This window comes from Streptomyces sp. NPDC050546 (assembly GCF_044457425.1).
Lineage (GTDB): Bacteria > Actinomycetota > Actinomycetes > Streptomycetales > Streptomycetaceae > Streptomyces.
Window position 1 is genome coordinate 716,578 of sequence record NZ_JBITGX010000001.1, and the last position, 17,094, is coordinate 733,671.

13 protein-coding genes are annotated in these 17,094 nt (G+C 70.7%); 11 read left to right on the forward strand and 2 right to left on the reverse strand.

The annotated features are described in order from the left end of the window. Positions 1-63 precede the first annotated feature (63 nt). Positions 64-1,740 (forward strand): acyl-CoA dehydrogenase family protein, encoded by a 1,677-nt coding sequence (locus ACIBK5_RS03235; RefSeq protein ID WP_399015586.1) that lies wholly within the window; start codon positions 64-66, stop codon positions 1,738-1,740. Positions 1,741-1,893: 153 nt separating this feature from the next. Beyond that, positions 1,894-3,921, forward strand: a complete 2,028-nt coding sequence (locus tag ACIBK5_RS03240) for a HEAT repeat domain-containing protein (protein WP_399015588.1) — start codon at positions 1,894-1,896, stop codon at positions 3,919-3,921. 29 nt (positions 3,922-3,950) lie between these two features. On the opposite strand, the gene ACIBK5_RS03245 is transcribed toward ACIBK5_RS03240, so the two are convergent. Next, positions 3,951-4,535 (reverse strand): hypothetical protein, encoded by a 585-nt coding sequence (locus ACIBK5_RS03245; protein ID WP_399015590.1) that lies wholly within the window; start codon positions 4,533-4,535, stop codon positions 3,951-3,953. Between the two features lie 212 nt (positions 4,536-4,747). Between ACIBK5_RS03245 and ACIBK5_RS03250 the strand changes: the two genes are divergently transcribed. After that, positions 4,748-5,905 (forward strand): WD40/YVTN/BNR-like repeat-containing protein, encoded by a 1,158-nt coding sequence (locus ACIBK5_RS03250; RefSeq protein WP_399015592.1) that lies wholly within the window; start codon positions 4,748-4,750, stop codon positions 5,903-5,905. Positions 5,906-5,959: 54 nt separating this feature from the next. On the opposite strand, the gene ACIBK5_RS03255 is transcribed toward ACIBK5_RS03250, so the two are convergent. Then, complete coding sequence (locus ACIBK5_RS03255) at positions 5,960-6,565, reverse strand: TetR/AcrR family transcriptional regulator (protein ID WP_399015594.1); 606 nt, start codon at positions 6,563-6,565, stop codon at positions 5,960-5,962. Positions 6,566-6,717: 152 nt separating this feature from the next. Here ACIBK5_RS03255 and ACIBK5_RS03260 point away from each other — a divergent pair, with 152 nt between their 5' ends. From ACIBK5_RS03260 to ACIBK5_RS03295, 8 genes are all read left to right on the forward strand, one after another. Continuing rightward, entirely contained in the window at positions 6,718-7,899 is a 1,182-nt protein-coding gene (locus ACIBK5_RS03260; protein ID WP_399015596.1) for an FAD-dependent monooxygenase, read from the forward strand. Continuing rightward, a complete protein-coding gene (locus ACIBK5_RS03265; protein ID WP_399015599.1) occupies positions 7,896-9,341 on the forward strand; it encodes an MFS transporter in 1,446 nt (481 codons plus the stop codon). The genes ACIBK5_RS03260 and ACIBK5_RS03265 overlap by 4 nt, the downstream gene beginning before the upstream one ends. A gap of 42 nt (positions 9,342-9,383) precedes the next feature. After that, positions 9,384-9,869 carry a YybH family protein gene (locus tag ACIBK5_RS03270; protein ID WP_399015601.1) on the forward strand — a complete coding sequence of 162 codons (486 nt, stop codon included), beginning with the start codon at positions 9,384-9,386 and terminating at the stop codon, positions 9,867-9,869. A gap of 81 nt (positions 9,870-9,950) precedes the next feature. Beyond that, a complete protein-coding gene (locus tag ACIBK5_RS03275) occupies positions 9,951-10,250 on the forward strand; it encodes a WXG100 family type VII secretion target (RefSeq protein WP_399015602.1) in 300 nt (99 codons plus the stop codon). 76 nt (positions 10,251-10,326) lie between these two features. Then, positions 10,327-10,641: a hypothetical protein gene (locus tag ACIBK5_RS03280; protein WP_399015604.1), complete on the forward strand. Its 315-nt coding sequence runs from the start codon at positions 10,327-10,329 to the stop codon at positions 10,639-10,641. Between the two features lie 49 nt (positions 10,642-10,690). Beyond that, positions 10,691-11,413 (forward strand): hypothetical protein, encoded by a 723-nt coding sequence (locus ACIBK5_RS03285; RefSeq protein ID WP_399015607.1) that lies wholly within the window; start codon positions 10,691-10,693, stop codon positions 11,411-11,413. A 10-nt stretch (positions 11,414-11,423) separates the two neighbouring features. After that, on the forward strand, positions 11,424-15,932 hold the full coding sequence (locus ACIBK5_RS03290) for a DUF6531 domain-containing protein (RefSeq protein WP_399015609.1): 4,509 nt from the start codon (positions 11,424-11,426) through the stop codon (positions 15,930-15,932). A gap of 55 nt (positions 15,933-15,987) precedes the next feature. Further along, the gene (locus tag ACIBK5_RS03295) at positions 15,988-17,010 is read left to right on the forward strand and encodes a hypothetical protein (protein ID WP_399015611.1); all 1,023 of its coding nucleotides are present in this window, start codon (positions 15,988-15,990) and stop codon (positions 17,008-17,010) included. Positions 17,011-17,094: the final 84 nt, after the last annotated feature.

Here is a 17,094-nt window from a genome sequence, read left to right on the forward strand (position 1 = left end):
GTACGCGGCGGCAGCTATGTTGCAGTATTGCTGCGGTCGCAGACGGAGTGCAACACTCGGCCTATGGTCTCGACACTGGACGAACAGCATGCGGACGGCGGACCCGCCACGCACGACGTCACCAACCAGGCCCCGCCTCTCACCCCGTACGACGCCTCCGACGACAAGGCCCTGCTGGAGGGCCTGCGGCGGGAGGGCGCCGGGTGGGCCGAGGAGGAACTGCGCCGGCTCGGCAGGCGGGCCGGCAGCGCCCAGGCCCAGGAGTGGGCCGATCTGGCCAACCGTCACGAGCCGGAGCTGCGCACGCACGACCGGTACGGCAACCGGGTGGACGAGGTCGAGTTCCACCCGAGCTGGCACCACCTGATGCGCACCGCGATCACGGAGGGGCTGGGCGCGTCGCCCTGGGCCGACGACAGGCCCGGGGCGCATGTCGCCCGGTCCGCCGGCGGACTGGTCTGGGGGCACACCGAGGCCGGCCACGGCTGTCCGACATCGATGACCTACGCGGCGGTACCCGCGCTGCGCAGGCAGCCGGAGCTGGCGAAGGTCTACGAGCCGCTGCTGACGAGCCGGGAGTACGAGCCCGGCCTCCGGGTGCCCACTCAGAAGCGGGGCCTGCTGGCGGGCATGGGGATGACGGAGAAGCAGGGCGGCTCCGACGTCCGGACGAACACCACGACGGCCACGCCCACGGCCGAGCCCGGGGTGTACACCCTGCGCGGGCACAAGTGGTTCACCTCGGCGCCGATGTGCGACGTGTTCCTCGTGCTGGCGCAGGCCCCGGACGGCCTGTCCTGCTTCCTGGTGCCGCGCGTACTGCCCGACGGCACCCGCAACACCTTCCGCATCCAGCGGCTGAAGGACAAGCTGGGCAACCGCTCCAACGCCTCCTCCGAGCCCGAGTTCGACGGGACCGTGGCCTGGCTGGTCGGGCCCGAGGGCCACGGGGTGAAGACCATCATCGAGATGGTCAACTGCACACGTCTCGACTGCGTGATGATGTCGGCCGCGCTGATGCGCAAGTCCCTCGTCGAGGCGGGGCACCACGCGCGCCACCGCAGCGCGTTCGGCGCCCGGCTGGTGGACCAGCCGCTGATGCGCAATGTGCTGGCCGATCTGGCGCTGGAGTCCGAGGCCGCCACCACGCTCACCCTGCGGCTGGCCGGGGCGGCCGACCGGGCGGTCCGCGGAGACGACGTGGACGGGGCGGAGGCCGCGTTCCGCCGGATCGCCACCGCCGTCGGCAAGTACTGGGTGACCAAGCGGGGTCCGGCCTTCACCGCGGAGGCCCTGGAGTGCCTCGGCGGCAACGGCTACGTCGAGGACTCGGGCATGCCCCGGCACTACCGCGAGGCTCCCCTGCTGTCGATCTGGGAGGGCTCGGGGAACGTCAACGCCCTCGACGTGCTGCGGGCGCTCAGCCGCGAACCGGGCACCGCCGAGGCGCTGTTCGGCGAGCTGGACCTGGCCCGGGGCGCCGACGCCCGGCTGGACGCGGCGGTGACCCGGCTCAAGGACCGGCTGCCCGAGGCGTCGCAGACGACGGCCCGCCGGCTCGTGGAGCAGATGGCCCTGACGCTCCAGGCCTCCCTCCTCGTCCGGTACGCCCCGCCGGCGGTCGCCGACGCGTTCTGCGCGAGCCGGCTCGGGGGCGACTGGGGGCAGGCGTTCGGGACGCTGCCGGAGACGGCCGGCCTCGACGCGATCCTGGAGCGCGCGTTGCCCGGAGGGGACTGAACGGGGACCGAACCACCGCTTGCCGGCGAGGGACTGAGCTGTCGTCAGCCAACCGGCGCACAGATCGCGCACCGTCATCTCCCGATTCCGCTTCGTTGTCAGTGCCGTGGTGCAGACTCCCCGTCAGTTGGTACTTCGCCTGGGGAGGACAACGTGTTCAGGGGGATCGACGAGGTCGACTGGGCCTCGCTGCGGCATGCGTACGGCAGCGCGGAGGACGTGCCCGGACTGCTCCGGGGACTGGCCTCCGCCGACCCGGCCGAGCGGGAGAGCGCGCTCGACGGGATGTACGGCGCCGTGCACCACCAGGGAGGCGTGTACGACGCGACCCTCGCCTGTGTTCCGTTCCTCCTCGCACTCGCCGTCCGCGAGGAGGTGCGGGACCGGGCCGGCGTCGTGGAACTCCTCGTCAGCATCGGTGACATCGCAGGTGACGAAGGTGCCTCCGCGGAGGAGAACGCCGCGATGGCCCGTGCCGCGCTGCACGCGGGCGCCGATGTCTTCGTCCGGCTCGCGGGGGACGCGGACGCCGGGGTTCGCCGGGCGGCCGCGGGCGCGCTCGTGCGGTTCCTGGGTCCACCGGCCCGGGTGCTCGCCCTGTTGCGGGAGCGGATCACCGTGGAGCGGGACGACCGGGTTCTGCTCGCCCTGGCCGCGAGCCTCGGCCTGTTCGCCGGGCGGCACCAGGAGCACGCCTCCGGGGCGGTGGACCTGCTGGCGGAGTTGAGCGGCCCCCCGTACGGCCCGGGGCTGCGGCTCGCCGCGCTCGGCCAGCTGGCGGGATGCGCGCCGGAGCTACTTCCCGCCAATCTCGTACCGGCCGTCGTCCGGTTGCTCAGGGACAGATCCGGGGAGCACACCCGCACCGGCCACGGGAGCGGCCGTCCCGGCCCGGACACGCTCGCCGACCGGCTGCGGCGCCTGCGCCCCTCGGACGAGGAGGGCTCCCAGCTGATGCGGACGCTGCACTCCGCGCTCGGCAGCCGGGTCACCGACCGGGTCGCCCTGCTGTGCGGGCAGTTGACCAGCCCGGATCCCCTCGACCGGTGCAACGCCGTGTGGATGTCGGCCGGGCTGTTCCGCGAGTGGCGTACCGGCGGCGCGGAGCCGGTCGCCCTCATCGGTGCCCAACTGGGAGCCGACGAAGGCCGGTTGCATGACGCGGCGACCGCCGTCCTGGTGGAGCTCTTCGAGCTGGCCGGGCCGGCCGCGGACCACCTCCACGCGCTGGTGACCCTCCGTCCCGAGTTTCGCCTCCGGCACGGGGAGCGGGGCGGGCCGACGCTGGGCGGTCCGCTCAAGGCCCTCGCCAGGACGGGGGATCCACGGGCCACGCCGGTGCTGTCCGAGGTGCTGGCGGGCCCGGTCGTGCCGGACGACCTGGGCTACGCGATACCCCACCTGGGGCCGGCGGCCTCGCCGCTGGCTCCCGCTCTGCGGCGCCGGCTCGCCCGCGTTCCGCCCGACGGCCCCGACACGCACGAGCGGGCCGCTCCCCTGCTGTCGGCGCTCACGGCCCTGGGCGACGCCGAGTCCATACCCGCGGTGTTACGCCTCTTGCGCGGCATGCCGGACGGGCCGCGGCCGCGCGACGCCCTCACGGGGGCGGCGGTCCGTGCCCTCGGCGCGTTCGGCAGGGCCGCGGACGAGGCGGTACCGGATCTGCGCGGACTGCTGGAGACGGACCGCGCCGTGGCGGCGGCGGAGGCGCTGTGGTCGATCACGGGCGAGCCGGACACCGTGCTGCCCGCGCTGCTCCGCGAGTTGACCGTCAGCGGCGACCGGCGTCGCCGCGCGGCAGCCGCGGACACACTCGCACGACTGGGACCGGCGGCCCGCCCGGCCCTGCCCGGGCTGCGGCGGATCGCCGGCTCCGGCGACGCACGGGAGCGGGCCACGGCCGCGTGCGCGGTGTGGCGGATCGCCGGGGAGCCGGAACAGTTCCTTCCCGTCCTCCGCTCCGCGTGGGCGGAGGATCCGCGCACCCGCACGCCGGTCGCCGGGTGTGTGGCCACCCTGGGGCTCGCGGGAGCACCCCTGCACGACCTGCTCCGAACCGAGCTCGCGTCCCCACGGCGGCACCGGGCCGACGTCCGCGGCTACGGCAGCCACGACATCCACGAGGACGAGGGGTTGCTGCGGGTGTGCCGGGAGGCGCTGGCCGGCGTGGGACACGGGTAGGTGAGATCCGTGGGCGGCCTCCCCGAGCCTCACCCCGTCGTACGTCCCCACATCGGCCCGAAGCGGGACCACTCGGCGTCCCACTGGTCCATACGGCCGCGTTCCAGCCGGCGGCGCAGGGCCCGGCCGCCGACCAGCGGCAGGGCCGCGGCGCCGATGCCCGCCACGCCGCCGGTCAGGAAGGCCCGCACGTGGGCCTGGGACTCGGTGACCGGGCGGGTCACCTGGCGGCCCTCGGGGTCCGTCCACACCGTGACCGGTGTCCCGGCGGCGCTGCCCGCCGGGACCCGGAGCTGTCCGGAGTGCGCGGAGCCGTCGACAGCGGTCCACGTCGCCTTCGCCCACACCTGCTCGGTACGGGACACGCCACCGTTCTCGGAGGCCCTCCCGGGAGCCCGCTCGTCCAGCCGGGCCACGAGGGGCCGCCACTCGACGCGCTCCCGGGCCAGCCCGTCCTCGACGGACCCGCTGACCGTCGTCCCGGCCAGCACCCCGACGAACACGGTCAGTGTCCACACGCCCAGCACGACCCAGGCCTCCACCCTGTCGGCGCGGCGCTTGAGCGGATTGCGCCGCCAGCGCCACAGCCACACCTTCGGACCTCGTAACGCCATCGAAGGCATCCTCCTCATGCGCGCATGACCATCCCGCCGCCCTCTGCATACGGAAGACGGCCCCTGGATGCTCACTGCACCTACTCCGACGTGACGGCCCCCACGCCGCCCGGCCCGTACGGGCGCCCCCCGGCACGCGCTCCGAAGAACCCCGCGGCGGCCTCCGACACCCGCCTGACCTGCATCGGAGCCCGTTCCAGAGGTGACTGTCAGTGGTGGGGTGCAGACTGGCCGGTGTCAGAGACGAGGGCGTCGACGACGACGCCGCGGAGGTGATCGGCATGGCCGAGGTACTGCTCGCCGTGGGCACGCGCAAAGGCTTGTTCATCGGGCGCCGGCGGGGTGGTGGCGCCTGGGAGTTCGACGAGAGTCCCTACTTCAACGCGCAGGCCGTGTACTCGGTCGCCGTCGACACCCGGGGCGCGACCCCTCGGCTGCTGGCCGGCGGCGACAGCGCGCACTGGGGCCCGTCCGTGTTCCACTCCGACGACCTCGGCCGCACCTGGACCGAACCGGCGCACCCCGCCGTCAAGTTCCCCAAGGACACCGGGGCGTCCCTGGAGCGGGTGTGGCAGCTGCACCCGGCCGCCGCCGAGCCGGACGTGGTGTACGCGGGTACGGAACCGGCCGCGCTGTACCGCTCGGAGGACCGCGGGGAGACGTTCGAACTGGTCCGGCCCCTGTGGGAGCACCCCACCCGGTCGAAGTGGGTGCCGGGCGGCGGCGGTGAGGGGCTGCACACGGTGCTCACCGACGCGCGCGACCCGCAGGCCGTGACGGTCGCCGTCTCCACCGCCGGCGTCTTCCGCACACTGGACGGCGGCGCCAGCTGGGCGCCTTCCAACTCGGGTGTCTCGGCGGTGTTCCTGCCCGACCCGAACCCGGAGTTCGGCCAGTGCGTGCACAAGGTCGCGCGGGACGCGGTGAGCCCGGACCGGCTGTATCTGCAGAACCACTGGGGTGTGTACCGCAGCGACGACGCGGGCGCGCACTGGACGGACATCGGCGAGGGCCTGCCGTCCACGTTCGGTTTCGCGGCGGTCGCGCACCCGCACCGAGGTGACACGGCGTATGTGTTCCCGATCAACGCCGACGCCGACCGGGTCCCGGCCGACCACCGGTGCCGCGTCTACCGGACGGCGGACGCGGGCAAGAGCTGGGAGCCGCTCTCGGCGGGGCTGCCCCAGGAGGACCACTACGGCACGGTGCTGCGCGACGCGATGTGCGCGGACGACGGCGATCCGGCGGGTGTCTACTTCGGCAACCGCAACGGCGAGGTGTTCGCGTCCGCGGACGACGGCGACACATGGCAGCAGCTCGCCTCACATCTGCCGGACGTGCTGTGTGTGCGGGCCGCGACCGTCGGATGAGGTGATGCAGAGGGCCGCGCACAGCTGAACCCGCCCGGGGGCCAGGGCGGTTGCTCAGACGTGGGGTGCCGTCGCCCGGATGCCGGCGAGTACGACGCTGACGATGCGCTCCGCGTCCGCGCGGGTGAACGAGCGCATGCCGCGGTTGGCGATGAGGTGCACCGGGCCCGAGATCATCTCGCCGAGGAAGGCGCTGTCGACCGGGGGGAGTTCGCCCCGGTCGACAGCGGTGTCCACGCGCCGCTGCAGGGCGGCCCTGCGCTGGTCCAGGATCTTGGTGAGCGCCTCGACGGTGGCGCTCTGGCGGGCGGGCTGGAGTGCCTGTTCGAGGGTCCGGCCGAACGGTGTTTCCAGGCCACCGGCGAGGGCCAGCAGGAAGTCCACCAGGTCCCGGTGGATGTCGCCGGTGTCGGCGACCGACGCGAGATCCTCGGCGTAGCGCAGCAGGGCTTCGACCACCAGTTCCTCGCGGTCCGGCCAGTTGCGGTAGACGCTGGTCTTGTGCACGCCGGCGAACTCGGCGACCTCCTCGTAGCGGAAGCCCGCGATGCCGTCGCGTGCCACGAGCTCGACCGTCGCGGCGAGGATCTGCGCTCTCACGCGCGCGTTGCGGCCACCGGGGCGCCGCGCGGGCGACCGGTCAGCGGTCCCGTCGGCCATCGCCGCGCTCACCTCCTGTTTCTCTGCTCGGGTGCCGATTGTCGTCAAGTGCGGCGTTGCGGTGCAAGCCGGTGCTGAGTACGCTCGCTAAAAGCGACAGATTGTTTCTTTAGCTGTCGGACACTCACCTCAGCGAAACCTGGAGCGCACACATGAACATCCTTGTCTCCGGAGCCGGTGTCGCCGGGCTCGCCTGCGCGCGTGAGCTCGGCACCCGCGGCCACGACATCACCGTCGTCGAGTACGGGCGCCACCTCCGGCTCGCGGGCACACCCATCGACATCCGCGGTGACGCGATCGAGGCCGTGGACAGAATGGGACTGCTCGCCAGGATCCAGAAGCAACGGGTGCGGATGTCCGAGCTCACCCAGTTCGTCGACAGCGCGGGCGAACCGGTGGCCCGGATCCCGATGGCGGAGATCAGTGACTCCGACGACGACATCGAGCTCCTCCGCGAGGACCTCGTGCGGATCCTCGCCGACGCCCTCCCCGAAACCGCGACGATCCGCTTCGGCGACTCGATCGAGACGCTGACCGACGGCGGTGAGGGCGACGGGGAGAACGGCGGCGGTGTCGACGTGCGTTTCGCATCGGGCCGCACGGGGCGGTACGACCTGGTGCTCGGTGCCGACGGCCAGCACTCCGTCGTACGCGAGCTGGTGTTCGGGCCCGAGGAGGACTACCTCCGGCACCTGGGTGTCTACTTCGCCCTCGCCGACCACCCCGGCGAGGCGTCAACCGAAGGCGCCAACTCGATCTACAACGTCCCCAACCGCATGGCGGGCGTCTTCCGGTACAAGGGCAGGGCCGTCGCGGTCTTCCAGTTCCGCTCGGAACCCATCGACTACGACCACCGCGACCTGGACGCCCAGAAGAAGATCCTCATCGACGCCTTCGCGGGCCACCGGTCGTGGCGGATCCCGGAGTTGCTCGACGCGGCCCTCGCCGATCCTGGTTTCTTCTTCACCTCCGCGAGCCAGATCCATCTGCCCTCCTGGCACCGCGGCCGGGTCGCGCTCGTCGGGGACGCCGGGTACAGCCCGGCCTTCCTGTCCGGCCGGGGCACCTCACTCGCGCTCACCGGCGCCCGCTTCCTCGCCGAGGAACTCGAACGGAGCGGCGATGACCACACCGCCGCGTTCGCACGGTACGAGGCCCGGCAGCGCCCGTATGTCACGTTCGCCCAGAACCGTGTGTACAGCGGTCGCGACCGCATGCTGCCGACCAGTTGGGCCGCCATCGCCGCCCGCAACGAGGCGCTGCGAGCGATGCGGACAACTCCCGACGGCCCTCAGCGGACCACCCCCCGACTCGCTGGAGAGAACGCAGAGTGAAAGACACACTGGAAAAGCCCGCCCCGCCCGCCCAGGAGCAACGCTGGAGCAGGCAGCTCATCCTCTGGGCCGCCGTGCTCACCCTCGCCAACGTCCTGGCCGACGTGGTCATCGGCTCGCCCATGATGGTCCTGCCCCAGTTATTGGAGCATTTCGACACCGACCAGGCCGCGTGGCTGAACGCGAGCGCGATGCTGGCCGGGGCTATCTGGTCGCCGCTGCTCGCGAAGAGCGCCGACCTCTTCGGCAAGCGCCGGATCCTCATCGCCACGCTGCTCCTCGCCTGCGCGGGAGCGCTGGTCTGCCTCGTGGCCCCCAACGTCTGGATCTTCCTGGTGGGGCGCTTCCTCCAGGGCGCCGCCTTCGCCGCGGTCTTCCTCACGGTGGCCCTCGCACGCCAGATCTGCACGCCGCGGGTGGCGATGGCCCTGGTGGGGCTGGTGACGTCCGGCTCGTCGGTCGTCGGAATCATCGAGCCGTTCCTGATGCAGCCGGTCATCGACGTGTTCGGCTACCGGGGCGTGTTCATCGTGGCGGCGCTGCTCGCCGCGGCGGCCGCGCTCTGCGTGCGTGCCTTCATCCCGGAGTCACCGATCCGCGGCACCGGCCGGATCGACGTGGGCGGGGCGCTCCTGCTCGGCGGCGGCCTCGGCGCGGTGCTCGCCTACACCAGCCTCGGGGGTGACCTCGGATGGCTGTCCGTGGGCATGCTCGCGCTGCCGGCGGCCGGTGCCGCGGCGTTGGCCGGCTGGGCGTTCCTCGCGCTGCGGGTCGACGAACCCATCATCGACATCCGGGGCCTCAGCCGCCCGATCCTGCTGACGCTGCTGGCCCTGGTACTCGCGGCAGGCTCTTTCCGGAGCATGCTGCAACTGACGGGCATCATCGCCCAGGTGCCCGCCGAGCTGGGGCTCGGGTACGGGCTGGGCGACGGAGAGGCGATCGCGGTGCTGCTCGCCGCGCCCAATCTCGGCATCGTGATCGGCGGCACGTGCGCGGGATGGATCGCGGGGCGGTTCGGTCCCGCGCTGCCCCTCCTCGGCGGCATCGCCGTCGGGACCGTGGCGACCTTCGGGATGCTGGCGGGCGTGTCAGTGCTCCCCGTGGCGATCGCCTGCGGCACCATGCTCGGCATGGCCGCCGGCGCGATCGGCGCCTCCGGCTACAACCTGGCGACAGACATCGAATCACCCGAGCGGCAGGGCACGATCGCCGGTCTGGTGTCGGTCGTACTCGCCCTCGGCTCGGTCGTCTTCAACATCCTTGGGGGCGAGGTGCTCAAGGCGACCCTCGTTCCCGGGGCCTCCGCCGACGGTGCCCCGGTGAGCACGGCGACCGGCGTGTACCTCTACGTAGCGATGGCGGGAGCGCTCTTCGTCCTCGCCGCGGTGCCCGCGATCATGCTGTCACGCAACCGGCGGGGCAGGCATGGGTGGGTGTGACAGACCCTCCCTGCCCCTCCCCCGCCGCCCTAACGTCGAGCCATGAACGCTGAACAAGAGATCGCGGACCTGCACGTCCGGTGGGTGTTCGGCTGGGAACGCGACGAGGGGGACGCGCCGTTCGACTTCCGGCGCACCTTCGGCGAGTTCTACGACTTCGGCTCCCCGGACGTCCGCCTCTACGACGACTTCGACCCCGATCAGCGTGTGGCGACCACAGCCGCCGGCTACGGCTCGATCTGGGAGCCCGGCTTTCGCGCGATGGTCTCCGCGCATCATGAAGTCGACGACGGGCCACACGTCATCGCGGGCCACGATCTGGCCGCGTCCACCCTGACGTTCGTAGCGCGGATCACCCTGCCCGGCGGCGCCACGGACATCCGCACCACGACCTCACTCGTCTGGCGCCGGACGCCGGACGGCTGGCGGATCGTCCGCGAGCACAACTCGAGCAAGGTCCTCCCAGCGGGGACCCTCGACGGCACGCTGCCCGGCGCGGGCCGCACCTCCGTTTCGCAACAGGCGTGAACCACCCCGGCAGGTGCCCCGTAGAGCCCGGTGTGTGCGGCCCGACGGCCGCGGCGATACGGAGCGACGGAGGGAATCGGCATGGCCGGCGGCAACATCCAGATCAGCCCGGAAGAGATGCAGGAGGCCTCGACCTGGCTGCAGAACCAGAAAGAGCACATGCAGCAGAGCCTCCACGAGGCCAACACCAAGATGGAGGAGATGGTCGAGGCCGCCTACGCGACGCCGGGCTCCGAGACCAAGTTCCGTCCCTACTGGGAGGAGTACAAGAACGGCACCCAGGAGGCGATCGAAGGGCTGCAGGGCGTCAGCGAGTTCATCAAGCAGGTCGCCGACGCGTTCGTCGACACCGACGACCAGACGTCCGGCTCCCTCGGCTGACGTGCCCGGCACCGTCCGGCCCCGCCCTCCCCTGTGAGGGCGGGGCCGGACGGCCGTAGCAGGAGAGGAGGAGCCGATGGGTCGCATCAGCGTTCCCGTGCAGGACCTGAAGGACACGGCCAGGGAGCTCCAGAACATCGGGGATCTGATCGGCAACAGCGCGACCCTCTTCCACGCCACGGGCGACCGGGAGGACTTCGAGAGCTTCGTCGGCGACAGCCGGCTCGCTGAGGCTCTCGACGGGTTCGACAAGGCGTGGGTGGCGGGTCACGAACGGGTTCACGACAACGTGAAGAAGTTCTCCGAGAACGCGGACGCGATCTCCGAGAACTTCACGAAGACGGACGAGGACAGCGCCGACTCGCTGGACGAATCGAAGAAGGACGCGTGACAGAAGAACGACGCGTGACAGGAGACGTCGTGCGGAAGGGAAGGGCGTCATGACGCATCCGGTCACGGAGCAGCCCGAGGGCGCGCCTGCGGGCTACACGCTGAGGTTCCCCGACTCCTGGTGGCATCTCGACCTCGACCCGAGCACCCGGGACGCGTCGATCCGCCGCCGTATCGAGTCCCAGGTGAAGAAGGCACCGCGGCTCTCCCGCGAGCAGGTGGAGGAGCTGATCCGCAGTACCCGGCGCACCGCCCGCGAGGCGCACGCGCGGGGCGCGCTGCGGGCGTCGGGGATGCTCAGGATCCTCAAGGCGGGCAGCGGACCCCTGGTGCTCAGCGCCACGACGGCCGTGCTCCGTATCTCCGTTCCCGAGGGTCAGTCGGAGGATCTGGCAGACCTCGTCGTCGCGGCCGGCATGCAGCTCGGCACCCAGGCGGAAGGCACCGGACTGCCCCCCGGCGAGGTGGAGTTGCTGGAACTGCCCCAGGTCGGAGCGGCCGGGCGGATCACCAGGATCGAGGACGTGGACCACAGGGGGACACCGGTCCCCACCGCGATGCGGCACACCCTCATCCCGGTACCGAACAGCCGGGACTACCTGGTGCTCGCCAGCTCCACCCCCAACGTGGATCTGGCGGACCAGTTCTACGAGGTCTTCGACGCGATCGCGGAGTCGTTCCGCTTCGAGGACCCGGACGGCCCGGCCGGAGCAGCTCCCGCGGCGGAAGCGGCCGGTGGAAGCCCCATGGGCGAAGCAGACAAGGGAAAGTGAGGTCGCGGCCATGGCGCGTCCGGCGGTGTCCGAGTGGGAATCGGTCTTCGGGTTCTCGGACGACCCGACTCCGGGTGATGCGGAGGTCCTCGGAGAGCTCGCGAGAAGCTATCGCTCCGTGGCGGACAACGCGGGCGATGCCCTCCCCCTCGTCTCCGGGCTGGAGAACCAGCAGGTGGGCGAGGGCAAGAGCATGGAGAAGCTCCGGGACAAGCTGGGCGACCTGGCCGAACAGGTGCGCAAGCTGCACAGCTCGTACGACCAGGCGGCCGGCGCGCTGGACACATATGTCCGTTCGCTGCTTGATCAGCAGCGGAATGCCGATCACGCGCTGGAAAAGGGGCGGGAGGCCAAGGAGCGGCTGGCCTCGGCCACCGAGGTGGTGCTCGCGGCCGGCGCCGACATCGGCCGGCTGGACGGGGCCGAACATCCTCCGGACGACGCGGAGGCGCGGGCGAGTACGCGGCGGGCGCTCGACGAGGCCCACAGCAAGCAGTCCACGGCGCAGATGCAAGCCGATGACGCGCAAGCGGACCTCGACGCCGCCCGCATGCTCGCCGAGGACGCACGGCAGGTGCGCGAGGAGGACGCCTCCGTCGCGGCCCAGAAGCTGGACGACGCGAAGGACGAGTCGGTCGCCGGCTACAGCCTGTGGGACAAGATCAAGAAGGCGCTGAGTACGGCGTTCGGCATCATCAGCGCGGTGCTGGGCGTGCTGGCCCTGTTGATACCTGGCCTGCAAGGGCTGGGAATCGCCCTGACGATCGGCAGCATCGTGGCCGGTGCGGCGTCGTTGGGGATCAACATGTCCATCATGGCCGAGACGGGCGAGTGGAACATAGCCGAGATCGTGCTCGGCGTCGTGGGCATGGTCGCGGGCGGGGCCGCGCTCCTCAAGGGCGTCGGAGGGATCGGTTCGGCCCTCAAGGGGGTCAAGCCCGGCTCGATGAGGAATCCGCAGGGCGGCACCCGCCTCAACGGCCGGGGCGCGAACAGCCGTACCTGCAGGGGCGACCCGGTCGATGTGGCCAGCGGCGAAATGCTGCTGACGCAGACCGATCTGGAGCTGCCCGGCGTTCTGCCGCTGGCCCTCACCCGCACGCATCTCTCCACGTACCGCTACGGCCAGTTCTTCGGCCCGTCCTGGGCCTCCACGCTGGACGAGCGCCTCGAAGTGGACGACCGGGGAAGGGTGTTGTGGGCCCGAGAGGACGGCTCGATCCTGACCTACCCGAAGCTTCCCGCCGCCGGGTCGGATGAGCGGGCGTGGCCCGAAGAAGGCCCCCGCCTCCCGCTGACCGCTGCTCCGACCGGCGCCGCGGGGGAGGTCACCTACCGCATCACCGATCCTCACACGGGCGTCGTCCGCGCCTTCGCGGACCGGCCCGCTGACGACGAGAACGACTGGTACTGGCTGACCGGGTGGCACGACCGCAACGGCAACGAGGTCACCGTCTCCCGTCTCGAGGACGGCACCCCCACGAGGCTGGTGCACTCCGGCGGCTACCGGGTCGACGTGCACTGCCTCGCCGGGCTCCTGACCCGTCTGACGGTGAGCACCCCCGAGGGCCCGGTCGAGGTCATGTCCTACAGCCATGACGCGGCCGGGAACCTCACGCACGTGGCGAACTCGTCGGGCAAGCCGCTGGTGTTCGGCTACGACGAGCGGTCCCGCATCACCTCCTGGACGGACCGGAACGACTCCACGTACCGCTACGTCTACGACGACGACAACCGCGTCACACAGACCATCGGCCCCGAGGGCTACCTCTCCTCACACTGGAGCTACGACCCCGACCGGCACCGGACGCACTACACCGACGCCTGCGGCGCCACGACCGTCTACCAGCTCAACGACCTGTACCAGGTCACCGCCGAGACCGACCCCCTCGGCAACACCACGACCTCCGAGTGGGACCGCTACGACAACCTCCTCGCCCGCACCGACCCGCTCGGCAACACGACCCGGTACGAGTACGACAGGGCCCACAACCCCACGGCCGTCGAGCTCCCGGGCGGCAGCCGGGCCACGGCGACGTACAACCAGCTGAACCTCCCTCTCTCCTCGACCGGCCACGACGGGACGACGTGGCACAGCGAGTACGACGAGCTGGGCAACACCACGGCCATGACCGCCCCGAACGGGGGCACCATTCGGTTCACCCACGACCGCGCCGGTGCCATCGCGACCGCAACAGACGCGTCGGGCGCAGCGGCCACGTATGCCAACGACGCCGCCGGTCTGCCCCTCTCCGTCACCGATGCCTCCGGTGGAACCGCCGTGCTCGAACGCGACGCGTTCGGCCGCCCCACCACCCTCACCGACCCACTGGGTGCGGTCACCCGCACGGTATGGACCGTCGAAGGCCGCGTATCGCAGCGCACCACACCTGACGGCCGCACCGAACACCTCACCTGGGACGGCGAGGGCAACTGCCTCACGCGCACCGATCCCGCAGGCGGCACCACCCGTTTCGAGTACACGCATTTCGACAGGCTCGCGGCGCGTACCGAGCCCGACGGCGCCCGGTCCACCTTCGTCTACGACGGCCAGCTCCGACTCACCCGGGTCACCAACGCGCAGGGCCTGAACTGGGACTACACCTACGACCGCGTCGGCAATCTCATCCAGGAGGCCGACTTCGACAACCGCGAAATCCGTTACGCCTATGACGCGTCGGGCCGTATCACCTCCCGCACGACCCCACTCGGCCAGGAGATCACCCACACCTACAACGCACTCGGTCAGCTGACGTCCAAGGACGCGGCCGGGGTGCGGACCGACTACACCTATGACGCGGCGGGCGCTCTCCTTCGCGCGGTGTCCCCCACCTCCACGCTCGCTTTCGAGCGGGACATCATGGGGAACCTGCTGTCGCAAACGGTGGACGGCCGCACCACCCACTACACGTACGACGTCATGGGCCGCCGCACCTCACGCACCACGCCCACCGGCGCGTACACCGAACTCGCCTACGACGACGCCGGTAACCGCAGCGCCCTGACGACCGACGGTCACCGCATGGAGTTCACTCACGATCTCCTCGGGCATGAGCTGACACGCGCCCTGGGCACTACCGCTTCCCCGGTCGCCATGACCACGGCCTGGGACCTGGCCGGCCGTCCCGTCGCACAGGACGTGGTCACTCCGGCCGGGAACGTCCGGGCCCGCACCTACGCGTATCGGGCGGACAACTACGTCACCTCCATCACCGACGAGGCGACGGGGGCAGGCCAACGGCTGGAACTGGACCGGGTGGGGCGCCCGTTGACGGTCACGGCCGAAGGCTGGACCGAGTCCTACGCCTACGACCAGGCGGGCAACCAGACCGAGGCCAACTGGCCCGACAAGGCGCCCCGCACCGACGCCCGGGGCCCGCGTACCTACAGCGACACCCGTCTGCTCTCCGCCGGCGCGGTCCGGTACGAGTACGACGACGCGGGCCGCATGGTGCTGCGGCAGAAGCGCCGTCTGTCGAAGAAGCCCGACACCTGGCGCTACGAGTGGGACGCCGAGGACCACCTCGTCGCATGCGTCACCCCCGATGGCACGCGCTGGCACTACACGTACGACCCGGTGGGGCGCCGCACCGCCAAGTACCGCATGGCCGAGGACGGGGTCACGGCCGCCGAAGCGGTGTATTTCACCTGGGACGAGACGCGCCTCGCCGAGCAGACGGACAGCACCACCGGCGTCACCCTCACCTGGGACCACGACGGCCACCGCCCTCTCACGCAGCTGGAGCGCAAGCCGAGGAGCCAGGACGAGTTCGACTCCCGCTTCTTCGCCATCGTCACCGACCTCGTCGGCACCCCCACCGAACTCGTCGACGAGCAGGGCGGCATCGCCTGGCGCTCCCGTGCCACGCTGTGGGGCGTCACCACACGCAACCGGGACGCGATCGCCCACACGCCGCTGCGTTTCCCGGGGCAGTACGAGGATCCCGAAACGGGTCTGCACTACAACTACTTCCGGCACTACGACCCCGAGACCGCCCGCTACACGACGCCGGACCCGCTCGGCCTCGACGCCGCCCCCAACCCCCGCACCTATCCGCACAATCCCCATACATGGTTCGACGACCTCGGGCTCGCACCGTCGTGCCAAGAGCTGGAGGATCTCGCGTCCGACGTGTCCAAGGTGCTGGAAAAGCGAGGCCAAGCAGGTCAGACGGTCGCCGCGATCCATGACAAAACCGGAGACATCTGGGTGGCCGGCACGAGCAAGGCGAAATTGACTCCAGCACAGCGGAAGCTCGTCGAAGCCCGGGGGGCCAAGTGGCTGCCCAACGATCAGTACTTTTCTCCCAGATTGCATTTCGGTGGCCACGCGGAGGAGAACCTCCTGGGATTCCTCATCGACAGGGCGGGGCGGGTGCCCACGCACGGCGCCGCGATGCGCAGCGTGTGCGACGAGTTCTGCGAACCTCTCATCAGGTCCTACGGAGGTATCGTGAGAGGGCCACTGAACCCCGGAGACCACGGAACGCAGATCCGGCATTTCCAATTTCCAAGTTGATCAACGCGGGCGGGCAACAGCGCTCGCAGAGCCCCATGAGAAACGGGAAGCACACATGCCCGAAGATATGACCCCCCAGCTCATCGGCCAGGAGACCGTCGAAGGAGCCACCGAAGCCTGGGGAGGTTTTGAGGGGCGGCAGTTCCGGAACGGGACGTTGCGGCTGGTGACACGCTCCAGGGACCTGGTGGTGGTCAGGACGGTACGTCCGTCCGCCCAGCCGCCGCTCTCTTCCGACGACACCCTCTCTGTCCCGCTGACGGACCTTGCCGAGTGCCATTACATGACCCCTGCCGGGAGTGGCGTCGCGGCGTCCCGGCATGACTCGGTGTCGTATCACTCCCGTGGTGGTGCGGTCGTATGGAGCTTCCGGCACTCTCCCTGGGCCGACGGAGGAATCTGCAGCGGAGTCTGTGCGGAGACTCCGGACGGGCGACACCTGCTCGCCGTCGTTCCCGGAACTCCCGACGACACAGGAAAATATCCTGGTGAACGCTGCGTTCTTCTCGAATCCGAAACCGGGAACGTGATCGACGAGACGCCTCTCCCCACATTCTCCGCCTTCTACGCTCTGGATGCTCCCTTCCGGCAGACCTCGACCTTTTTCCTGTCCGCAGGGCAGGGCCAGGACGACGCGCATTCCTGGAAGGTGGATATTGTCGATGACCGTCTGCGGCTCATGGAGCTCGCATCGGGCATGGAGCGTGTGACGGCCACACAGCATGACAGAGTTCTGGTGCAGGATGTCGGTGGCACCTGGTTGCAGGTGCGGCGTGCTGTCCCCGACGGGACTCCACACATCGAATCCGAGGTGAACTCGGAGGATTTGAGGGCCGAGAAGGAGTCGTACATCATGGGTGACTCCGGATTTGTCGATGACTCCCGCGTCATTGTCGCGGTGGGCGAAGAATGGTGGTCTGAAGAAACCGAGCATTTCCTGCTCGATGTGGCAGGCCTGACCGTTCGTCACCGGGTTCGGTACCCGTTTCCGATCGGCCGGGATCCGAAAGCCCTCGGTGACGGAACGTGGATCACCACGAACGGAGACGACGTGCACCGCTGGCGCATCGCGCCGTAGCAAACGCCGCCCCGTTCGGGCCGGGCTCTATGGGGGCCGACCGCCCCCGGACCTGGCTCATCGCCCCGCCCCGCATGCGAGAGG